This is a genomic window from Priestia taiwanensis, assembly GCF_014638355.1.
Taxonomy (GTDB): domain Bacteria; phylum Bacillota; class Bacilli; order Bacillales; family Bacillaceae_G; genus Priestia_D; species Priestia_D taiwanensis.
The window spans coordinates 1,045,756-1,064,271 of sequence record NZ_BMFK01000001.1 but is presented as its reverse complement, the minus strand read 5'-3'; the positions used below and the strand labels follow the sequence as shown (position 1 = coordinate 1,064,271).

The following is an 18,516-nucleotide window of genomic DNA, read 5'->3' as shown; positions in this document are numbered from 1 at the left end:
TAGTATGTTTCATTCAATTGAAGAAGCACTGGAGGATTTGAAGCAAGGCAAAGTAATTATCGTGTGTGATGATGAGGACAGGGAAAATGAAGGTGACTTCGTCGTACTGGCGGAAAAAGCAACGCCAGATGTGATTAACTTTATGGTGACGTATGGTCGTGGTCTTGTTTGTACACCAATTACACATGCATTAGCAAAGAAATTATCGTTTGATCCGATGGTTGAACATAATACGGATAAACATGGAACAGCATTTACGGTAAGTGTTGACTATGTATCGACCACAACAGGAATTAGTACGTATGAACGATCCACAACAATTTTGAAAATGATAGATGAAAACGCTAAAGCAAATGATTTCCGTCGTCCGGGGCATATTTTCCCACTCATTGCGAAAGAAGGTGGTGTTCTGAGGCGGGCTGGGCATACAGAGGCTGCTGTTGACTTAGCAATGTTATGTGGTAGTACACATGCGGGTGTCATTTGTGAAATTATGCAAGAGGACGGCACGATGGCGAGAGTCCCACAGTTAGTTGATATTGCTAAGAAATTTAATCTGAAGATGATTACGATTGCCGACTTGATTCACTATCGCCTTCACATGGACACACTTGTAACACGAGAGGTGGAGATTGAATTACCTACTGGATTCGGTGCGTTTAAAGCAATTGGCTATTCAAATACGTTAGATAACAAAGAACATATTGCGCTCGTGAAAGGAGATATTTCAGATGATGAGCCGTTATTAGTCCGTGTTCATTCAGAATGTTTGACTGGTGACGTATTTGGTTCATGTCGCTGTGATTGTGGACCGCAACTTCATGCCGCTCTGCAACAAATTGAAGAAGAAGGAAGAGGTATTCTTCTTTATATGAGGCAAGAAGGAAGAGGTATAGGTTTGTTAAATAAGTTAAAAGCATATAAGTTACAAGAAGAAGGATATGACACGGTAGAAGCAAATGAAAAACTCGGTTTCGGTCCAGATTTACGTGAATATGGTGTTGGCGCTCAAATTCTTCGGGAATTAGGCGTAAAGAAGATTCGCTTATTGACCAATAACCCAAAGAAAATTGCTGGATTAGACGGTTACAGGATGGAAGTAGTGGAACGTGTACCGATTGTGATGCCAGTGTTAGAGGAGAACAAAGGATATTTACACACGAAACAAATAAAATTAGGACATTTATTAAACATATAAGGGGAGGAAAAAGAAATGAACAATGTATATGAAGGGACATTAATAGGAACAGGATTAAAAGTTGGGATTGTTGTTGGGCGTTTTAATGAATTTATTACAAGCAAGTTATTAGGTGGTGCAAAGGATGCACTAATTCGGCACGGTGTAGCAGAAGAAAATATTGATATTGCGTGGGTACCAGGAGCGTTTGAAATCCCATTTGTGACGAAACAACTAGCAAAAAAGGGAGAGTATGATGCGATTATCACACTAGGAACGGTTATTCGCGGTGCAACAACACACTATGATTATGTATGTAATGAGGCGGCAAAAGGAATAGCTAGTCTATCTTTGCAATATGATATTCCAATTATGTTCGGGATTTTAACGACAGAAACCATCGAACAAGCAATTGAACGAGCTGGCACGAAAGCAGGGAACAAAGGATATGAAGTTGCTGTTGCGGCAATTGAAATGGCAAATGTACAGAGAAGCATAAGTGGATGATAGAAGTATATAGGGTTATTATTAATATGCCAATTGCAAAACATGAAGTACCAGATTTGCGAGAAATGGTTGGCTGGGAACGAAGAGATAAAGATTACCCCATGTTGTTTGAGAAGTGTGTATATTGGGGAGGAATTCGTAATGAATTAGATAAATTAGTTGCATTTGCTTATGTTGCAGGAACTGGTCTTCAACACGGTTATTTGGAAGATGTCAATGTACACCCTGCTTACCAACAAAAAGGCATTGGAAAAGTATTGGTCCAAGCGCTACTTGAAGAGGGGAAGAACAGGGGGATAGAGATTATCACATGCACATTTAGTGAAGACAATAAGGAGTTTTATAAGAAATGTGGTTTTTCACTATGTCATGGTGGACTCTGGCAAAAAAATACTAAGTAAAGTGAAGTTTCAGCGCACATTTTCACTGATTCTATAGAAAAATGGGTGTTTGTGGAAGCGTATGTATTCATTCTAACAAGCAGTCTTGAATATAGTGTTAGAGAAGTGAAGTTTCCTACTCCATTAAGAGGAGGTGATAATCATGAAATTCTTTAATCATTTTACGTTTTTACTGCTTGTGCTTGGAGGATTAAATTGGTTATTCTTTGCGCTTGATTTTAATGTAGTAGACACTGTATTTGGTTTCTCAGATGTAGCTGTGAGTATTGTATACTGGCTTGTTGGCTTATCTGCTTTATATCAACTATGGTACCGATTCTTTAGCACTGATAAATAGGTTATTATTGTTACGTTGCTAATTTATATATGTTTATAGAAGAGGCTATTTGCTTATGCGAATAGCCTCTTTTACACGTATGTAATTTTGGTACGGGCAGTAGTTCATAAATGCCTGTTCGTCTTGAATATACTTTAAATAAGACATAATAGATGAATAGAAGGAAGGTAACACCATGGTCGCATTCATCATTATTATTCAGTTGCTATTTGTCTTTGGGGGATTAACGTATCTTTATACACAAAGAAAAGAAGAAGAGTCTCTCCTCTATGCGAAATTGATTTGCTTTATGGTGGTAGGTGCTATTGGATTTTGGATTTACTTTATTCCAGTGCCTATTGGCTTTGTAGTAGTATTATTCTTTTTGGACGATCCAGAAAATCTAGTATTAAAACAACAGGCGGGATTAATAGGTTGTATCCTGTTTTTATCTATGTCTCTTTATTAAGGAAATGGCGATTATGTGTCATTTCCTTTTTCTTTATTTTATCGCTGTAGCATAGAACTTGTCCGAAGTTGTTATACATAGGTTTATATCGATGTAAATGCAACATAGAAGGGAGAGATAATTTTGTTAGAGACTAGAAGAATAATAATAATTTGTAAGGTATACATATAGCATATAGGGGAGTAATAGCGGAGTTGACACCGCTTGCAGTTAAATGGTGAATCAATTTATTGTTAATCTCGTTATCTTCCTGTTTGATAGCAGTGATTATAAGGACCCGCAACAGAGTATGACTTTCGTGAGTAAAAGCATGTTATTGATGTCCAATTTTGTAAGTTAGGTTAAGAAGAAATACATCAGCTTGGATGACAGTGGATTTTGTACAAGGATGTATGGGTTACTCTGGGATGGCACTGTGATCCCATGCTAGTGACATATATGTTTGTAATGGGACCTAGTTAGATTTTGGTTATCTAGAATAGGAGTGAGGTTATCCTTTATTAGTGATATCCAGTCTCTTTGATGTATCGAACGTCTGTTTTTGATAAAGGATTTTCAAGTATGAATAACAAATAGGGCTGATAAAAAGTAAAGGGAGATAAAAAATGAAAAAATTACAATAGGACAAAGCAATAGTGGTTTTTCTGAAACAGGGTTACGTAGAATGCGCGACGTGCTGGAACAACATGTTGCATCGGGAAAGATTCCTGGGCTTGTTGCTTTGGTTAGTCGACACGGTGAGACGCATGTCGAAGCAATTGGCACAATGCGACATGAAGGTGGGGAGCCGATGTGTCGGGACACAATCTTCCGAATGGCGTCTACTACTAAGCCAGTTGCGGTGGCGCCGGTGATGGTCTTGCTCGATGAGTGTAGGTTAAGGTTGGACGACCCAGTAGATATGTGGCTGCCCGAACTCGCTGACCGCCAGGTACTGAAACTGGCCGATGGGCCGCTAGATGATACGGTGCCTGCACGACGCCCGATTACGGTCCGGGATTTGTTGACATCTACATTCGGACTAGGAGTGGATCAGACATCGCTGGGATCCCCAATCCAGAGAGCGATTTTCGAGCAGGGGATTTTTAGTCAGGGAATGGCGGAGGTGCCCAATCCAGATGAGTGGATGCGTCGTCTAGGTGCACTTCCTCTAAGTCACCAACCAGGAGAGAGGTGGCAGTACCATGTCAGCAACGATGTGCTTTGCGTATTAGTCGCTAGGGTCACGGGTCAGCCATTCGAGACGTTCTTACGCGAACGTATTCTCGATCCGTTGGGGATGAAGGATACCAGTTTCTACGTGCCGGCCGATAAGATTGACAGGTTACCACCAAGCTACGCACCTGATCCACAGACCGGACAGTTTTTCGTATGGGACGAAGCCGTTGGGGGGCGCTACAGCAAACCTCCAGCGTTCCAGGGAGGTGAGTTGGTTTCAACTGTTGATGACTATCACGCGTACTTCCAGATGTTGTTGAATGAAGGGGTGCACGGGAATGAACGAATCTTGTCTCGTCCTGCTGTCCAGTTGATGACAACTAATCGCCTCACTCCCCGGCAACAAGCAGCCCGTGAGGCTCTGGCCAACAACACCCAGGTATCGTACGGCCTAGGGAGGCATGGCGGCTGGGGTTTTGGGATGGCGGTGCGCACCTACCGCGGTGACTTCGCGTCCATAGGCCAGTTCGGCTGGGACGGTGGAACCGGCACTACGACGTACGCTGATCCGGACAAACAGCTCACCGGAATACTACTTACCCAGGTTGGGATGTCCACTGCGGATTCGGCACGGGTTATCCATGACTTCTGGACCATGGTTTATCAGGCAATCGAAGACTAATATCTCACTCACGGTTTGTCATTTGTTGAAAAGCTGGATCGTCCTTTTTGGGATAGAGTAAGGAAGCGGAGTTGAGTGGACAGAGTAGAAGTTGTTAGAATCATGTCCACCCATCTTTTGAAGTCTATTTAAAGCTTGTAAGTCAATCAATTACAATATGAAAAGTACCTTAGAACGATTTGAGTCGTTTTAAAATCATTAGGAAGAAGGTAATGGACTACGGGGGTCTTCACGTTTGTTTAAAATTGTGTATTCTCATCAGTCGTATCACAATTATTCATACATCCATAACGGATATAATATGCTTCTACATTTATAAGGATTGAATCGTTATTAAAATGCCACATCATCTTTATAAGCGTTTTTTTATCACATATTAAATTTTTATATTTAATATGTGATAAAAATAATTTGCATTCAACAAAGAAGCTTTCGAAATTGCAAGCCATGTACAGATGTTTGTAAAAAAGATGAAGGGACTGTTTGATGTGAGGGAAATGTGTTATGTATTTATGTTAAGTGTGTTACTATTTTCATTTAGCGCAATGGCTCACGCAGAAGAATCAACGAAAAGTATCGACAACAAGTTATATACTCAGATAGAAGCGGCGCTTAAAAAGAAAAACTCTTTTTATGCAGAAGGTTCTTTAGTAGTGTTGGATTCTATTACAGTAGAAAAGACAGAAGGCTTATTCATACAGTACACTAGTATAAGGGATAATTTTTTTAAGAAATACCATAAAGCAACAATCTTTTATGATACTGAAAAGGATGCAATAGTTCAAAGTGTGAAAGGGAAGGAAGGATCCGAATTTGTAATGAAGTACAAAGATGAGGTAGGGGTAGAGATGAGCCACATGCCAATATTGCTTATGTTAGCTGGAGTGGGATTCCTTCTTTATTTTGCTCTTTATACAACTACTAGTCGATCAACGTTCGTTCCTGAATAATATATAAACATCGCCACGCCGCGATGTTTTCTTTATTTTCATTTCAAAGAAAGTTGTGTATACTAAAAGCCAACATACAGAAGGAGATAATCATGATGAACAATACAGTTAGCACTATTTTAGCAAAACTCCAAACATTACATACGCAAGAAATAGAAACGGATTATATGGCTATCTATCTTTTTTCTGAAGAAGAAATAGAGGAAGCACAAGTGGGTTATTCATTAGATGAAGAAGGAAATTCACTTGTTGGACAAGGTCCTGGATCATGGCAAGAGAGTTGGCTTGTTATCGGTGTAGAAGAAGATACAGATGATCCAATTTTTGTTGATGTGAAAGTAGAAGGTTATCCAGTATTTACGGCTATGCACGGAGAAGACACGTGGGAGCCGGTGTGTATCTTTGAATCATTAGACCATTTATTACAAGAGTTTCAAGCATAAAAAAGAGCTAGGAAGAAAGATTCTTCCTAGCTCTTTTTTCATTATTGTAAGTTAACCCATACACTCTTGACTTCTGTATAGTTATCGAGTGCATAAGAACCCATTTCACGACCAAGGCCAGATTGCTTGTATCCACCGAATGGCGAAGCTGCATCGAATGCGTTGTAGCAGTTAACCCATACTGTACCAGCACGGAGTTTATTCGCAATGTAGTGTGCAGATTTTAAGTTCTCTGTCCACAGACCTGCTGCAAGTCCATAGTTAGAATCGTTCGCACGTTTAATTAAGTCATCTAAGTCTTCAAATGGAAGAGCAGCGATAACAGGTCCGAAAATTTCTTCTTTTGCAATTGTCATTTTGTCTTCTACTGCTGCAAAGATTGTTGGAGATACGAAATAACCTTTATCGTATGGTTTCTTTCCGCCGACTAATAGTTCAGCTCCTTCTGCCACACCTTTTTCGATATAACCCATTACGCGATCTTGTTGTTCTCCAGATACAAGAGGTCCAATTGTTGTTTCTGTATTTAATCCAGCACCTTGATTCAACTTTTGTACATGTAACACTAAATCTGCAACAACGTTATCATACATTTTCTTCGGGATGAATAGACGTGATCCAGCAGAACATACTTGACCTTGGTTAAACATAACACCTGAAAGTGCACCAGGGATAGCACGGGATAAATCTGCATCTGGAAGGATAATGTTTGGAGATTTACCACCTAATTCAAGCGTTACACGTTTTAATGATTGCGATGCTTCTCGCATAATTAATTTTCCAACTTCTGTTGAGCCTGTAAAGGCAATTTTATCAACACGTGGGTGTTTTACGAGTGCATCGCCAGCTGTTTCTCCGAAACCTGGAACGATGTTTATAACACCCGCTGGGAAGCCGGCCTGTGAAACTAGTTCAGCTAAATATAGTGCTGAAAGAGGTGTTTGTTCAGCTGGTTTTAATACGACTGTACAGCCAGTTGCTAGAGCAGCCCCTAATTTCCACATTGCCATTAAGAGTGGGAAGTTCCAAGGGATAATTTGTCCAACAACACCAACTGCTTCGTGGCGAGTATAGTTGAAGAAGTTACCGTTTACTGGAATGGTTTGTCCAACAATTTTCGTTGCCCATCCAGCATAGTAACGCATGTGTTCAATTGCAAGAGGTATGTCTGCTGCCCGTGTCTCGTTAATTGGTTTCCCGTTATCAAGCGTTTCGAGTTGGGCAAGTTCTTCTTTATGTTCTTCCATTAAGTCAGCGAGTTTGTACATAAGGCGACTACGCTCAGCTGCACTCATCTTAGACCAAGGACCTTCGTCAAAGGCTTTACGAGCTGCCATTACAGCAAGGTCAATATCTTCTTTACGAGCTTCACTTACGATAGCTAATGTTTCTCCTGTAGCTGGATTTGGAGTAGTAAAGGTCATTCCGGAAACGCTTTCAATGAACTCTCCGTTAATAAATAATTTCTTTGTACCGTCCAAGAAAGCCTCTACCAATGGATTTACAGTTGTTACCGCATGTTTCATAAAGATTTGTACCCCCTTGAAAAATTTATATATGAACACATAGCAAAGCTAGTGTATTCAACAAACCGAAGGAGCAAATGAAGAAAAAACGTTGAAGGTCAAAGAAGGTGAAAACACATGTCTATATCTTACAATGATTACTATTTTTTTGTAAATGCTTTTTATGTAAAGATGTCTTTGATTTCTTGTTAATAATCAAAAATGAATCGAATGTCCCGGTAACAAGGATTGAGTGGAGGAGTAATGTCCAGAAGGAGATTGATTGTCTATTTGCACAAATAAAAATCAAAACAACCAAAATCATTTGACTATTCTAACTTTAAGTGTCACAATATACTGAAATAACAGAATATCATGAAGATAGGTACTCTAAAGGTTCTTTAGAGTTTAATAGGGAAATTGGTGTAAATCCAATACGGTCCCGCCACTGTGAGAGAGGAATTAGTTAATAATAATGCCACTTATAGCAATATAGGGAAGGTAATTAGCTAGTGATGATACTTGAGTCAGGAGACCTGCCTATCTTAACGACGCTGTTTTAACCTACGGGAGATAGGGAGGTGTATGAAATGGTTTCATCGTGTCGCTTTGAGCTACTACGATGAGCTTATTTGACAATGGATAAATTCCAAAGCAAAGCATTTCTACCCTTATTCGGTAGGAATGCTTTTTTTATTTTTGTAATAGAGTAAAAGAATGGAAGAAATCATGTTTTTATATTGAAGGAGGAAGAAGTATGGGGAATGTATTTACAAGTAACTTAGGGTATCCACGCATTGGTGCGAACAGAGAATGGAAGAAGACATTAGAAGCTTTTTGGGCTGGTGATGTAAAGGAAGAGGATTTCCTTCAAACGATGAAAGAAATTCGTCTTGGAAATTTGCGTACACAGGTAGAAAAAGGGGTTGACCTTATTCCAGTTGGAGATTTTACGTTCTATGATCATGTGTTGGATATGGCAACGACATTTGGTTGGGTCCCAGATCGATACAAGCATGAAGACGGAAAGATATCACTGGCTACATATTTCGCGATGGCACGTGGAAATAAAGACGCGGTTGCGAGTGAAATGACGAAATGGTTCAATACGAATTATCATTATATTGTACCGGAATATGAAAAAGGAAAAGTATATACGGTTACAGAGAATAAAGCACTTTTAGCATATCGTGAAGCAAAGCAAGAACTTGGTATTAACGGGAAACCAGTTATCGTTGGACCATATACATTCGTCTCACTAGCGAAAGGTTATAAGGAAGAAGAGTTTGCGACGGTGTTAGAAGAAGTTGTACCATTATATATTCAATTACTACAAGAATTAGTAGCAGAAGGCGTCGAGTGGGTACAAGTAGACGAACCATCGCTTGTGTGCTCATTCTCACCGGAACATGTAGAGTTAGTGAAAGACGTCTATAAGCGCATAAGCGAAACAGTTCCTAACATAAAAGTATTGCTTCAAACATACTTTGATTCTGTAGAGTATTATGAAGAAATTGTGTCATTGCCTGTTGCCGGAATTGGACTAGATTTCGTACATGGAAAAGAAGAGAATGTGAATGCATTAAAGAAGTATGGTTTCCCGAAAGAGAAAGTATTGGCTGTTGGTGTTATCGATGGTCGTAATATTTGGAGAGCCAATATACATGGCGTACTTGGATTAGTAGAGGAGATTCAAGGTCTAGTAGAACCGAAAGCGGTTATTATACAACCATCTTCTAGCTTATTACATGTCCCTGTTCAAAAACAAAACGAAAACCGACTAAACAAAGATGTATTTAATGCATTGGCGTTTGCAGAGGAGAAGTTAGCGGAAGTAACGCTAGTGAAAGATGCATTGTTATACGGTAAAGAAAAGCAGGCAGATGTATTAAATGAAGGAAAAGAAGCATTAGAAACATTAATTCAATCTGCAACAATTGCGTCTGTACAAGATGCGATTGCGAATGTGAAGGAAGCGGATTTCGCCCGCGCATTATCATTTGAAAAGCGCTTTGAATTACAGCGTGATTTCTTTAAGTTACCGCTTCTCCCAACAACAACAATTGGTAGCTTCCCACAAACAAAAGAAGTTCGTTATGCTCGTCAACAATGGCGTAAAGGGGAGTGGTCACAAGAGAAATATGATTTATTCGTTGAAGAGGAAACGAAACGTTGGATTGATATTCAAGAAGAGTTAGATCTTGATGTACTTGTTCATGGTGAATTCGAGCGTACGGATATGGTAGAGTACTTCGGTGAAAAGCTGGCAGGATTCACATTCACACAATTTGCGTGGGTACAATCATATGGTTCACGTTGTGTGAAACCACCAATTATTTACGGAGATGTAGACTTCATTGTACCGATGACGGTGAAGGAATCGAAATATGCACAGTCGTTAACGACACGTCCTGTAAAAGGAATGCTAACGGGCCCTGTTACAATCTTGAATTGGTCATTCGTACGTAGTGATATTTCTCGTCAAGAAGTAACGTACCAAATTGCGTTAGCACTTCGTAAAGAAATAGAGGCGCTAGAGGAAGCTGGTATTCGCATGATTCAAGTAGATGAGCCAGCACTTCGAGAAGGCTTACCTTTGAAGGTTGGAAATTGGGATCATTACCTAACATGGGCTGTTAATGCATTTAAGTTATCAACTTCTTCTGTTGCACCGGAGACGCAAATTCATACGCATATGTGCTATTCGAACTTTGATGATATTATCGATGCAATTGAAGCGTTAGATGCCGATGTTATTTCAATTGAGGCATCAAGAAGTCACGGTGAATTCATTCATTCGTTGAAAGAAAGACCATATGTCAAAGGTTTAGGACTTGGAGTATATGATATTCATAGTCCACGTGTACCTGCGATTGAAGAGATGAAAGCCGTAATTGATGATGCTTTGGAAGTGTGCCATCCAACGAAATTCTGGGTGAATCCAGATTGTGGCTTAAAGACGAGAAAAGAAGAAGAGACAGTAGCTTCACTTCGTCGTATGGTGGAAGCAGCAAAGAATGCTCGCAAAGTAGTCACTTCTGTACTATAATTTCTTGTAGAAATGGAGGCGTCATAGATGGAAGCGAGATATGTACGTGAGTCAAAAGTGATGAAGACGAGTCGTGTATTCCCTGTTGATCTCAACAGCTTAGAGACGTTGTTTGGCGGTAAGATTGTTGCGGAAATGGATATTATTGCTTCTATTTCAGCAGCACGCCATTCACGAATGAACTGTGTCACAGCTTCAATTGATTCAGTTGATTTCTTATGCCCAGTTCGTAAAACAGATAGTGTTGATTATCAGTCATTTGTCGTCTATACAGGAAAGTCTTCGATGGAAGTGTTTGTGAAAGTAATTGCTGAAGATTTGCTGTCAGGTACAAGACGAGTCGCAGCTACATGCTTTGTGACATTTGTCGCCTTACAGGATGGGAAACCTGTTCAAATTCCACAAGTTATTCCAGAAACAGAGGAAGAAAAACTTTTACATGAAATTGCGATGGATCGTGTGAAAAAACGAAAAGAAAGAAGAACAGTGAGTGCGAAACTAGCAAGAATATTAGAAGTAACCAATTAAAAAGAATCCCTCTCTAGTTTATAAAATAGAGGGGGATTTATCTATTTTGTGGTATGTAGTATATCGCATCAAATCACCTAGACTTTTGTCATATTTCGTGTAAAATAAGAAAAACGTAGTGTACAGCTAGGAAAGAAGAAGTCTTTCTTAGTAACGTGCACAGAGCGAATTTATCTTTTCTTTTTATGAAGTAAGAAGTCTTACTTCATAAAAAGAGCAGTGTAATTTGAAATAAACAGCAAGGAGTAGTCACATCATGACGATTTTAAAAGGAATCGCCCTATTATTACTTGTTTTAGCCCTATTTACGTTATTTAGTTATCGAGCACCGTATGGAATGAAAGCAATGGGCGGATTAGCTAGTGCTGCAATTGCTAGCTTTTTAGTAGAAGCTTTTCAACGCTATATTGGCGGAGATATGTTACAAATTGAACTATTAAGGGAAGTTGGTGTAGCAGCAGGTAGTTTACCTGGTGTAGCGGCTGCTATACTTGTTCCATTAGCATTAGGTGTATCACCAGTATACGCTGTCTTGATTGGTTTATCGTGTGGTGGGATGGGAATCTTACCAGGATTCTTCGCAGGATATATTATGTCATTTGTTGTGAAAGAAATCGAGAAACGTATTCCAGAAGGATTAGACTTAATTGTTTGTATTGTTGTGGTAGCTCCGTTAGCACGACTTGTTGCTGTAACGACAGACCCTCTTGTAAATGCCACGTTAGGTACGATTGGAGAAATCATTACGTTAGCAACGAATGAAAGCCCGGTTATTATGGGATTAGCTTTAGGAGGCCTAATTACTGTTATCTCAACATCACCACTGAGCTCAATGGCGTTAACAGCGATGCTAGGATTAACAGGATTACCGATGGCGATTGGTGCACTGGCACTTATTGCGTCTTCGTTCATGAACTTCTTACTATTTAAGAAGTTAAACATTGGAACAAAGCGTGAGAATATTGCTGTGGCAATTGAACCATTAACACAAGCAGATTTAGTATCGGCAAATCCACTACCAATCTATAGTACAAACTTCGTTGGAGGTGCATTGGCAGGTGTAATTGTAGCGATGTTCGGATTTGTAAATAATGCACCAGGAACAGCATCTCCAGTGCCAGGATTACTTGTTATGTATGGATTTAATGATCCGATACAGGTGACAATTGCGGCTATTCTTTGTTCGATAGTCGGCATTATTGTAGGTTATATTGCGGTGTATGTATTTAGAAATTATAAAGTGCACAATGTAGCGGAAATCCGTGGTGAAAATAAATAGAAGTAAGAACAAAAGGCAGATTCGATATAAAAGAATCTGCCTTTTATCATTGATTTTTAATTTGAAAATTTAAAAATAATAGAATTTTGTTGTAAGATAATAGTGAGACAAGTCGAATAAGGGGAGAGAATATGAAGATATATGACCCGTTATATGGAAAATTTGACGTAGAAAACGTACTAGGAGAAGTAATACAATCGCCACCTATACAACGATTAAAAAACATTCATCAAGGGGGTGCTTGTTATTTAGTAAATCCGCTCTGGGATGTGACCCGTTATGAACATTCTATCGGAGTAATGCTGTTAATTAGGAAGTTAGGTGGAAGTATAGAAGAACAAATAGCTGGGCTATTACATGACGTGTCACATACTGCATTTTCACATGTTATTGATTACGTACTGAAGCATGAACAAGAAGACTATCATGAATCTATTTATGAACAAGTAATTGAGCAATCGAGTATTCCTAAAATACTTGAGAAATACGGATACAATTATAAGCATCTCTTATATGAGCAAGAATGGGGATTGCTTGAACAACCATTGCCTTTATTGTGTGCAGACCGAATTGACTATACATTACGAGATTTAGCACGAAGTGAGGAGATTAAGGTGCAACGGGCAACTAGCTTTTTAGATAGTCTGGTTGTTGTAGAGGGCCAAATAGCTGTTACATCTATTGAACAATCAGAATGGTTCGTTCAGACATATTACCGTGAAGTAATTGATTACTTCTTACATCCATTAAATATATATGTGAATGAAGTTATGACGAAGGTTATTCAACGAGCAATGGAGCATAACATTTTAGTAGTGGATGACTTTTTACTAGAGGATGAACAAGTTCTACATATGTTACGTAGTAGTGAAAATAAAGAGGTTCTTACTTTATTACAGATGATTCATCAAGAAGTAGAAGAAAATGAACATAAGTATGACCTTCATGTGGCGAAAAAGATTCGCCTTATTGATCCACTCGTATATCATAATGAAACATTAGCTCCTGTGTCACATCTATCAATAAAGGTTCAGTCATGGAACGAAGAGGCACTTATCAAGTCAGAAAAAGGAACATTTGTGAAAGTACGTACTAAAAATTAAGGGGGAAATATGATGTTTCAACTAAAACCTATTGCATATGTACGGAATAATCGAGATGAAGTGATTGATGACAACTGGGGTGACATGATATCTGAAGTCGAGTTAACGGACGAGTTTAGCGAGGAAAGTATTCAAGGGATAGAAGAGTTCTCTCATCTTGATGTTATTTTCTATATGGATCAAGTAGAAGATGAACAAATCCAGACGAAAGCAAGACGTCCACGAAATAACCCGAACCATCCTCTTGTAGGCATTTTTGCACAGCGAGGAAAAAACCGTCCAAACAAATTAGGAGTGACAACAGTAAAGGTTATTCGTCTCGAGGGGCGTAACATAATTGTACAAGGATTAGATGCGGTTAACGGGACACCTGTTATCGATATGAAGCCTGTAATGAAAGAATTTTTGCCAAAAGGCGAGGTAACGCAACCCACTTGGACACACGATATTATGAAAAATTATTGGGGGTAAAATATGAAGGTTATCGGTGAAAAAGTCACGCTTAGAAAAATAGAAATAGAAGAATTACATGCGCTGTGGGAGTTAATTTATGGTGTGGAAAATCCAGAATGGAAAAAATGGGATGCGCCGTATTTTCCATTACCCCATAAAGACTTTGAAACATTTCAAAAAGAGCATAGGGAAGACAAAATTATTATTGAAGCTAATGGAGAAATAATCGGTATTGTGACGTATTACTGGGAGCACGAGCCATCCAAATGGTTAGAGGTCGGTATTGGGATTTATAATTCTGCTTATTGGAACGGAGGATATGGTACAGAAGCGCTGCGCTTATGGGTGGATTATATAATGAGTACAAAAGATATTCCGCGTATCGGTCTGACGACATGGTCTGGAAATGAGCGAATGATGGTAGTAGCGGAGAAAGTCGGTATGCAGGTAGAAGGAAGAATGCGTCATTGCCGTGAATACAATGGTAAGCGTTATGACTCAATTCGAATGGGGATGTTGCGCGAGGAGTGGGAAGCAAGAAAAGAAATGGTGAAAGCGGAGCGGGTGTAAGGTGCAATCACTATTCAAAGAGTCTATTATACGTACCATATCATTGCATCCAGGTTATGATGGACATGCCAGTAGCGTTACGCTTGTAGAAACGGAAGGAGGAGAATATATCGTTCGTTCTTCTTCCATTGCACAACTTGATAATGAATTTTGGTGGGGGAATAATCTTTTGTTTGGGATAGATCCTAGAAATGTATACAAGCTTGAATCCATACATAATATGTTACGTAGTACAAGTGTTATTCCTGTACCTCGTGTGTTACATAAAGGCTTTATAAATAATAAAGAAGTAGTAGTTGTTGAGAAACTTGCTGGCGAAACAATTTGTGATTTTAAAGAATTATCATGTGAAGCATTGTATTCATTTGGAGAAGGGTTAGCACATATTCATCGGAAAACATTCTCTTATATTGGGGATGTTCAAGGCGATTTTCAGCAACCATTAGATACTTTTCATGAACATATGTGCACAGTAATGAGGAAATTAGTCGCTCATTTTTATAGAGATGATCGAGAGATAGCATCTTATTTGCCTGAGCTTGAACGAATTGCTAAGGGATTATTGTCACCTGTAGCTAGTAATCTCATATTAGTGGATATGGACCCTACACAATTTTTACTAATGGGAAATCAAATAAGTGGATTAGTAGATACAGAAGCATATGCAATTGCACCGCGAGAGTTAGACTTTGTTGCATTAGAATATTTACTTGATGAAAGAAGTGCACGTGCATTTCAAGAAGGATATTCTTCGATACTAGAGTTACCGAACCTTTCACAAGTAAGAGCTGTATATCGGTATTTGTATCGTCTTTTACGAGTGCAAGGAAGGGTACCAATTCAACAGTGGATGAATCATCCTACTTATTTTACGTAACGGGGAGTGAACATGTTATCGTATATAAACAATCAGAAGAAACTAGTTATTGTCTTGCATGAGATTTATGGAATTAATGATCATATAAAGTCGGTGGCAGAGCAGTTTGTTCAGCAATCGTATGATGTGATTTGTCCTAACTTTCTTGCTGTTAATCAAATCTTTTCTTATGAGGCAGAAGAGGTTGCATATTGTCATTTTATGACTACATGTTCGTTTGAGGATTGTGCACGTCAGGTGGATGAACTAGTACGAGGAGTTGCGCACAAGTATGAATTTATTGCTATCATTGGATTTAGTGTTGGGGCAACGGTTGCATGGCTTTGTAGTACACATCCGTTGTGCGATGTAATCGTGGGTTTCTACGGTTCGCGTATCCGTAACTATTTATCTATTGAACCGGCTTGTAATACTCTATTACTTCTTCCTAGTGAAGAACCTTCTTTTTCTGTTCAAGAACTGATACACAATCTTTCGGAAAAAGAAGGTGTATATCCGCTTCAATTAGAGGGGAAGCACGGATTTGCCGACTCGTATTCTCCTTGTTATCACGAAGGAAGTGCGAGTATAGCTCTTGAGAAAATGAAAGCATTTTTAGAAAGTTGTTAGCCGAAAATGTAGTCGAAAAAATTTTACAAATAGAGTAGAGGAAGTCACGATTGTTTGTAGTATACTTACACTAAGTTAGAGAAGTAAGTAATAGAAATAGGCGGGTGTATGATGAAAGAATCATATGATAAAGTAAAGAAATTAGTAAGTAAAAGTGGTCATGTTGTCTTTTTGACGGGGGCGGGAATGAGTACAGAAAGTGGTATTCCTGATTTTCGTTCGAAAGGAGGATTATATGACCGAGAAGAAGATATTACATATTACTTATCGACCTATTATTTTCAGAAAGACCCGATTGATTTTTGGCGTTTTTATAAGGAATTATTTCAACTTGAAGTATTTAGCCAATATAGGCCGAATAGAGGGCATGAATGGATTGCTTCTCTTGAGACAATCAATAGACGTGTGACAGTAATTACTCAAAATATTGATGGGTTACATCAACAAAGTGGGTCTAAGCATATCGTGGCTTTGCACGGTGATATTCAAAAGGCACATTGTCCGCTATGTAGGCGAGAATATGAGATGGAATATTTAAATAAAATGGATACCCCAGTTTGTGAAGATAAGGAGCATACACAAACAGTATTAAAACCAAACGTTGTGTTGTTTGGTGATGTACTACCGGGATTTGAAGAAGCACTTCAAAGCATTGAAACGTGTGATTTATTTATTGTCATGGGTACGAGCCTCGAAGTATACCCAGCAAATCAGTTACCACTTTATGCTAAAAATCGTATGCGAATTCCTGTAGTTCTTGTAAATAAAGAACAGACGAAGATGGATATTCATTTTGATGAGGTTTGTTATACAACGATTGGTAATTTTGTCAATGCTATGATAAAAGGTGGAGAGGAATAGCTTATGCAGCACTATACAGAGAAATTACAGAAATATGTGGAACAATATCGAAATGAAGAGAATGCTATTCCGATGGCCAAATATATGAAAAATCATTTTTCATTTTTAGGTATACGAACACCGGAACGTAATATGCTCCTTCGCACATTTATAAAAGACTATGGAGTTCCTTCGCTTGATATTATTGAAGAGATATGGAATTTGGAAGAGCGTGAGTATCAATATATTGCATTAGCATTAATGGAAAAGCATGTGAAGAAAGCTGATGAAAATGCAATGGACTTCTATGAGAAATTAATCATATCGAAATCATGGTGGGATACAGTGGATATGATTGCTACACGTATTGTGGGTGTTCATCTTGAGAGATATCCACATTTAATAGAAACATATACGGCGAAGTGGATTAAGAGTGACAATATGTGGCTAAATCGTACTGCTATTTTGTTTCAATTGAAGTTTAAACGTAATACAGATGTAAATCGACTATTCTCTTATATTAATATACACGCTCACTCGAAAGAATTTTTTATTCAGAAAGCAATTGGTTGGGCACTGCGAGAATATGCAAAAACAGACGCTTTGCAAGTCGTTCAGTTTGTAGCAAATAATAAGTTAGCACCATTAAGCAAACGGGAAGCATTGAAGCATGTAACGCCTTGATTGAGATACAAAAGGAGGATGTAGATGCACCTAGAAACGAATAGGTTATATATCATTGCTTGTACGAAAGAACATGCATGCCATGATGGTTATGATAATGGTCCACATATCTTATATTATCTTCAACAATTAGAAGTTGATGAAACACTAGTAGGTTGGGGGATCTGGTTCGTTGTAGAGAAGGAATCCAACAGAATAATTGGTGATATTGGATTTAAAGGAAAGCCAGATGCGAACAAAATTGTCGAAGTAGGGTATGGTTTTCTTGAGGAATATTGGAATAGAGGCTATGCAACCGAGGCTGTAACTACTCTTGTCGATTGGGCGTTTCAAACATCAGAAGTAGATAGAGTAATTGCTGAAACATTACATGATAATATAGGATCCATTCGTGTGTTAGAAAAACTAGGAATGAAACGAACGTCGTTAACAGACACGATGATAAATTGGGAGTTAAATAACAAAAGTGCTCAGTGTTAAATACTCTGAGCACTTTTGTTCGTGTTGATAAAATTTAATAAATAATCAGCGTCTTCAGGAAAAGAAAGATTGAGAGTAGCAATTGCGTCTGCATTTTTCCAAGCGACTTCATATATTAAGTTGTCGGGATCTTGAATACAAATTGTACCGCCAGTGACTGTAACTTCAAAATAATGTACTTCCACATCAATCCCGAATGTGTTTCCTTTCTTAATATGCAAAGGCTTTACAATTGTAACATTTAAACCAGTTTCTTCTTTTAATTCACGGATACAGCATTCTTCAAATGATTCCCCGTCCTCTTTGCCACCAGATGGAATACTCCATCTCTTTTCTTCGTTTTCTGCACCTTGTAGGACCATTAGAATTTCATCGTGTTCATTTATACAGAGTCCTGCAGCCCCATACCATTTTTTCATTTCTGCACCCTCCTATT

General features: G+C 38.7%; 20 protein-coding genes, 1 pseudogene and 1 riboswitch. Of the genes and pseudogenes, 19 read left to right on the top strand and 2 right to left on the bottom strand.

All coding sequences use genetic code 11. The features are described 5' to 3' along the window. The first annotated feature begins 4 nt into the window (after positions 1 to 4). From IEV41_RS05625 to IEV41_RS05590, 8 genes are all read left to right on the top strand, one after another. Entirely contained in the window at positions 5 to 1,198 is a 1,194-nt protein-coding gene (locus IEV41_RS05625; RefSeq protein ID WP_188387437.1) for a bifunctional 3,4-dihydroxy-2-butanone-4-phosphate synthase/GTP cyclohydrolase II, read from the top strand. A 15-nt stretch (positions 1,199 to 1,213) separates the two neighbouring features. Beyond that, a complete protein-coding gene (ribH, locus tag IEV41_RS05620; RefSeq protein WP_188387436.1) occupies positions 1,214 to 1,684 on the top strand; it encodes a 6,7-dimethyl-8-ribityllumazine synthase in 471 nt (156 codons plus the stop codon). Then, positions 1,681 to 2,085 carry a GNAT family N-acetyltransferase gene (locus IEV41_RS05615; protein ID WP_188387435.1) on the top strand — a complete coding sequence of 135 codons (405 nt, stop codon included), beginning with the start codon at positions 1,681 to 1,683 and terminating at the stop codon, positions 2,083 to 2,085. Before ribH ends, IEV41_RS05615 begins: the two co-directional genes overlap by 4 nt. 142 nt (positions 2,086 to 2,227) lie before the next feature. Then, positions 2,228 to 2,422, top strand: coding sequence for a DUF378 domain-containing protein (locus IEV41_RS05610; protein WP_188387434.1), 195 nt, complete (start codon positions 2,228 to 2,230; stop codon positions 2,420 to 2,422). A gap of 175 nt (positions 2,423 to 2,597) precedes the next feature. Next, positions 2,598 to 2,870, top strand: coding sequence for a hypothetical protein (locus IEV41_RS05605; protein ID WP_188387433.1), 273 nt, complete (start codon positions 2,598 to 2,600; stop codon positions 2,868 to 2,870). A gap of 619 nt (positions 2,871 to 3,489) precedes the next feature. Beyond that, complete coding sequence (locus tag IEV41_RS05600; protein WP_205181480.1) at positions 3,490 to 4,710, top strand: serine hydrolase domain-containing protein; 1,221 nt, start codon at positions 3,490 to 3,492, stop codon at positions 4,708 to 4,710. 488 nt (positions 4,711 to 5,198) lie between these two features. Further along, positions 5,199 to 5,660, top strand: a complete 462-nt coding sequence (locus tag IEV41_RS05595; RefSeq protein WP_188387431.1) for a hypothetical protein — start codon at positions 5,199 to 5,201, stop codon at positions 5,658 to 5,660. Positions 5,661 to 5,752: 92 nt separating this feature from the next. Next, a complete protein-coding gene (locus IEV41_RS05590) occupies positions 5,753 to 6,103 on the top strand; it encodes a hypothetical protein (RefSeq protein ID WP_188387430.1) in 351 nt (116 codons plus the stop codon). A gap of 41 nt (positions 6,104 to 6,144) precedes the next feature. Here IEV41_RS05590 and IEV41_RS05585 read toward each other — a convergent pair whose 3' ends face one another. Then, positions 6,145 to 7,629 carry an aldehyde dehydrogenase family protein gene (locus tag IEV41_RS05585; protein ID WP_188387429.1) on the bottom strand — a complete coding sequence of 495 codons (1,485 nt, stop codon included), beginning with the start codon at positions 7,627 to 7,629 and terminating at the stop codon, positions 6,145 to 6,147. 345 nt (positions 7,630 to 7,974) lie between these two features. Next, positions 7,975 to 8,166, top strand: a riboswitch (cobalamin riboswitch). Between the two features lie 199 nt (positions 8,167 to 8,365). Here IEV41_RS05585 and metE point away from each other — a divergent pair. The 11 genes and pseudogenes from metE to IEV41_RS05530 all read left to right on the top strand — a co-directional run bounded on the left by metE (position 8,366) and on the right by IEV41_RS05530 (position 18,080). Next, positions 8,366 to 10,657 (top strand): 5-methyltetrahydropteroyltriglutamate--homocysteine S-methyltransferase, encoded by a 2,292-nt coding sequence (metE, locus tag IEV41_RS05580; RefSeq protein ID WP_188387428.1) that lies wholly within the window; start codon positions 8,366 to 8,368, stop codon positions 10,655 to 10,657. A gap of 27 nt (positions 10,658 to 10,684) precedes the next feature. Continuing rightward, positions 10,685 to 11,099, top strand: a pseudogene (locus IEV41_RS05575) (acyl-CoA thioesterase); the annotation flags it as partial. A gap of 342 nt (positions 11,100 to 11,441) precedes the next feature. After that, positions 11,442 to 12,464 (top strand): PTS sugar transporter subunit IIC, encoded by a 1,023-nt coding sequence (locus IEV41_RS05570; protein ID WP_188387426.1) that lies wholly within the window; start codon positions 11,442 to 11,444, stop codon positions 12,462 to 12,464. A gap of 131 nt (positions 12,465 to 12,595) precedes the next feature. Then, positions 12,596 to 13,567 carry an HD domain-containing protein gene (locus IEV41_RS05565; RefSeq protein ID WP_188387425.1) on the top strand — a complete coding sequence of 324 codons (972 nt, stop codon included), beginning with the start codon at positions 12,596 to 12,598 and terminating at the stop codon, positions 13,565 to 13,567. Positions 13,568 to 13,579: 12 nt separating this feature from the next. Beyond that, complete coding sequence (tsaA, locus tag IEV41_RS05560) at positions 13,580 to 14,038, top strand: tRNA (N6-threonylcarbamoyladenosine(37)-N6)-methyltransferase TrmO (protein ID WP_188387424.1); 459 nt, start codon at positions 13,580 to 13,582, stop codon at positions 14,036 to 14,038. A gap of 3 nt (positions 14,039 to 14,041) precedes the next feature. After that, complete coding sequence (locus IEV41_RS05555; protein WP_188387423.1) at positions 14,042 to 14,590, top strand: GNAT family N-acetyltransferase; 549 nt, start codon at positions 14,042 to 14,044, stop codon at positions 14,588 to 14,590. Between the two features lies 1 nt (position 14,591). Next, positions 14,592 to 15,467 carry a protein kinase family protein gene (locus IEV41_RS05550; protein WP_188387422.1) on the top strand — a complete coding sequence of 292 codons (876 nt, stop codon included), beginning with the start codon at positions 14,592 to 14,594 and terminating at the stop codon, positions 15,465 to 15,467. Positions 15,468 to 15,479: 12 nt separating this feature from the next. After that, positions 15,480 to 16,076 (top strand): dienelactone hydrolase family protein, encoded by a 597-nt coding sequence (locus IEV41_RS05545; protein ID WP_188387421.1) that lies wholly within the window; start codon positions 15,480 to 15,482, stop codon positions 16,074 to 16,076. A 111-nt stretch (positions 16,077 to 16,187) separates the two neighbouring features. Further along, positions 16,188 to 16,937 carry an NAD-dependent protein deacylase gene (locus IEV41_RS05540; protein WP_188387420.1) on the top strand — a complete coding sequence of 250 codons (750 nt, stop codon included), beginning with the start codon at positions 16,188 to 16,190 and terminating at the stop codon, positions 16,935 to 16,937. A gap of 3 nt (positions 16,938 to 16,940) precedes the next feature. After that, a complete protein-coding gene (locus IEV41_RS05535) occupies positions 16,941 to 17,600 on the top strand; it encodes a DNA alkylation repair protein (protein ID WP_188387419.1) in 660 nt (219 codons plus the stop codon). Between the two features lie 24 nt (positions 17,601 to 17,624). Beyond that, positions 17,625 to 18,080 carry a GNAT family N-acetyltransferase gene (locus IEV41_RS05530; protein ID WP_188387418.1) on the top strand — a complete coding sequence of 152 codons (456 nt, stop codon included), beginning with the start codon at positions 17,625 to 17,627 and terminating at the stop codon, positions 18,078 to 18,080. On the opposite strand, the gene IEV41_RS05525 is transcribed toward IEV41_RS05530, so the two are convergent. Continuing rightward, entirely contained in the window at positions 18,077 to 18,499 is a 423-nt protein-coding gene (locus IEV41_RS05525; protein WP_188387417.1) for an NUDIX hydrolase, read from the bottom strand. The genes IEV41_RS05530 and IEV41_RS05525 overlap by 4 nt on opposite strands. Positions 18,500 to 18,516: the final 17 nt, after the last annotated feature.